This window comes from Azohydromonas lata NBRC 102462 (assembly GCF_001571085.1).
Taxonomy (GTDB): Bacteria; Pseudomonadota; Gammaproteobacteria; order Burkholderiales; family Burkholderiaceae_C; genus Azohydromonas; species Azohydromonas lata.
The window spans coordinates 1-3,269 of record NZ_BCTC01000216.1 but is presented as its reverse complement, the minus strand read 5'-3'; the positions used below and the strand labels follow the sequence as shown (position 1 = coordinate 3,269).

The 3,269-nt window shown below is 60.0% G+C and carries 2 protein-coding genes; one reads left to right on the top strand and one right to left on the bottom strand.

The window, feature by feature from the left end:
• Window positions 1-6: 6 nt before the first annotated feature.
• The gene (locus ALA01S_RS30525; protein ID WP_084268105.1) at window positions 7-2,142 is read right to left on the bottom strand and encodes a sodium-translocating pyrophosphatase; all 2,136 of its coding nucleotides are present in this window, start codon (window positions 2,140-2,142) and stop codon (window positions 7-9) included.
• Window positions 2,143-2,370: 228 nt separating this feature from the next.
• On the opposite strand from ALA01S_RS30525, the gene ppa reads away from it, so the two are divergent.
• Entirely contained in the window at window positions 2,371-2,910 is a 540-nt protein-coding gene (gene ppa, locus ALA01S_RS30520; RefSeq protein WP_066343478.1) for an inorganic diphosphatase, read from the top strand.
• Window positions 2,911-3,269: the final 359 nt, after the last annotated feature.

The following is a 3,269-nucleotide window of genomic DNA, read 5'->3' as shown; positions in this document are numbered from 1 at the left end:
GGAATTCTATTTTGCTGGTTGCGTCGCAATAGCGGATGCAGCGGTGATTGAAATGCCTTGAGGCGTCATGCCTGTAGCGGTGCCCGTTTCCATCGGCAGTAACGGCACAATAAGCAGCGCCACGATATTGATGATTTTGATCAGTGGGTTTACGGCTGGTCCAGCTGTGTCTTTATAAGGATCACCGACGGTATCGCCTGTAACGGCCGCTTTGTGCGCCTCAGAGCCTTTGCCGCCGTGATGCCCGTCCTCAATATATTTCTTGGCGTTATCCCAGGCGCCGCCACCGGTGCACATGCTGATGGCCACGAACAACCCCGTGATGATTGTTCCCATCAGTAAGCCGCCCAGGGCTTTGGGACCCAAAAACAAACCTACGAGAATAGGTACGATGACCGGCAGCAGCGAAGGCAGCACCATTTCTTTGATGGCCGCCCCAGTGAGCATGTCCACCGCCCGGCCATATTCAGGCTTGCCACTGCCGTCCATGATCCCTCGGATGTCGCGGAACTGCCGTCGCACTTCTTCAACCACAGCCCCCGCTGCGCGTCCGACGGCTTCCATGGCCATGGCACCAAAAAGGTACGGAATCAGTCCACCAATGAAGAGGCCAATGATCACTCGCGGGTCAGACAGATCAAATCGCACCTCCATACCGCGTGTCTCCAACGCGTGCGTGTAGTCGGCAAACAGCACTAGAGCGGCCAATCCCGCCGAACCAATGGCATAGCCTTTTGTGACGGCCTTGGTGGTGTTGCCCACAGCGTCCAGTGGGTCAGTGATGTCGCGCACGCTTGCGGGCAACTCGGCCATTTCAGCGATGCCGCCGGCGTTGTCGGTGATGGGCCCATAGGCATCCAGGGCCACCACGATGCCGGCCATGCTGAGCATGGCGGTGGCGGCGATGGCAATGCCGTACAGCCCTGCCAGTTGATAAGACAACGTAATCGCCGCGCAGACCAGCAATACCGGCCAGACGGTACTCTTCATGCTCACACCCAGCCCTGCAATGATGTTGGTGCCATGGCCGGTCGTGGACGCTTGCGCCACATGCTGCACAGGCTTGTACTGGGTCCCGGTGTAGTACTCGGTAACCCACACCATGGCTGCCGTCAGCACCAGGCCTACGGCACAGGAGCCGAACAAACGCAACTGCGTTCGGGGCCCAAGCGCATCGTCCGGTATGAGCGCAGCAGTGACGAACCAGAAGGCGGCTAGCGACAGCACGCCCGCCACGATGAGGCCCTTGTAGAGCGCAGGCATCACGTTGCGCATTTGCGGCGATGCCTTGACGAAGGCGCAACCGATGATGGATGCAATGATGGATACGCCGCCCAAAACCAACGGGTACAGCACAGCTTGCATGGGTGCGGCGCTGACCATCAGCGCACCCAGCGCCATGGTGGCAATCAAAGTCACCACGTAGGTCTCGAACAGGTCGGCAGCCATGCCGGCGCAGTCGCCGACGTTGTCTCCCACGTTGTCTGCGATCACGGCCGGGTTGCGCGGGTCGTCCTCGGGGATGCCGGCTTCAACCTTGCCCACCAAGTCGGCGCCCACGTCAGCGCCCTTTGTGAAGATGCCTCCACCCAAGCGGGCAAAGATGGAAATCAGCGATGAGCCGAACGCAAAGCCCAGCATGGGCTTGAGCGTGGCTGACAGACTGCGCGTGGGGACATCGTTGCCGTTGGACGTTATGAACCAGAAGAACAGCACCACCCCCAACAGTCCCAGGCCAACGACCAGCATGCCGGTGATGGCGCCACCTTTGAACGCAACGTTGAGCGCGGGCCCAATGCCTTGCGTGGCCGCTTGGGCCGTGCGCACGTTGGCCCGCACAGAGATGTTCATGCCTATGAAGCCGCAGGCGCCCGACAGCACGGCGCCGGCAACGAAACCGGCTGCCGTGGCGGCGTTCAGGAACACGGCGATCAGAATTGCCAGTATCACGCCGACGACGGCGATGGTCTTGTACTGCCTGGCGAGATAAGCCGCGGCCCCTTGCTGTATCGCATTGGCGATCTCGCGCATTCGGTCGTTGCCGCTGTCCTGCCGCAGTATCCAACTGCGTTGCACAAAACCGTAGAGGACAGCCGCCAGCCCGCAGGCCAGCGCAATGATCAGCGCCCAGTTGGTTGACATCAAAGATGCTCCCTTCGCGACGTTGTGGCGCCTGGGTACTGCCCGACGCCGATCAATTCGGCCCGGATCCGCAGCGATCAGCCACGGGATCGTGGGTGATGCTACGGGATGAGTTCACGCATGACGGTCTTTTTTCTCACCGCTGTGGTGCGTCCGTGTGCACCAGCCAGTCAGGCGGCGGCAAGCGTCGTACTTAGAATGGGCGTTTCCCTTCAGTCGAGAAAAAGCATGAGCCTGCATAGCGTGACGCCCGGCGCCAAGGCACCGGAAGAGTTCAACGTGATCATTGAAATCCCGATGAACGCGGACCCGATCAAGTACGAAGTGGACGAGGACAGCGGCGCGCTGTTTGTTGACCGCTTCATGGGTACCGCCATGCACTACCCGTGCAACTACGGCTATGTGCCGCAGACGCTGGCCGATGATGGTGATCCAGTGGACGTCCTGGTCATCACGCCGTTCCCGCTGATCCCGGGCGTAGTCGTGACCTGCCGTCCCATCGGCATCCTCAAGATGGAAGACGAGGCCGGAGGCGACAGCAAACTGCTGGCTGTGCCGACCAACAAGATACTTCCCATTTACAGCCACTGGCAAAAGCCTGAGGACCTCAACGAGCTTCGCCTCAAGCAAATCCAGCATTTCTTTGAGCACTACAAGGACTTGGAAAAGGGCAAGTGGGTCAAGGTGCTGGGCTGGGAAGGCCCCGAGGGTGCGCGCGAGGAAATCCGCACCGGCATGGCTGCTTGGGCTGCTAAGAACAAAGAGTAATTGCTCCTGGCGACGCCGGCTTTTCAGGCTCAGGCGTCACGGTTGAAAAAAAAGCCGGGCATGCGTGCATGTCCGGCTTTTTTGCATCAGATGACCCGTCCTGCCCAGTGTTGACACCTTTGCCCTGAGGAAGGGAAAGGTGCAATGGAATCAAGGACCAAGCGCAGTAAGCGCGGTAAGCGGTCAAATAACCACGCCTTGAGGACCCAGGCGGCTGCTGAGAAGGTACGTGCCCACGTAGGCAGATGGGCACGTAATGTCAGAGAGCTATTTTTCCGAGCTGGCCAAGCGGCTGGTGGTGGGCCACAAGCGCGACGGGCGCTGTGTCTATGACGAGAAGGTGTTGGCGCCGACCGAAA

Bases quoted from the DNA above. Each gene is read 5' to 3' on its own strand.
- ALA01S_RS30525 (WP_084268105.1), bottom strand. From the start codon at position 2,142: ATGTCAACCAACTGGGCGCTGATCATTGCGCTGGCCTGCGGGCTGGCG.
- ppa (WP_066343478.1), top strand. From the start codon at position 2,371: ATGAGCCTGCATAGCGTGACGCCCGGCGCCAAGGCACCGGAAGAGTTC.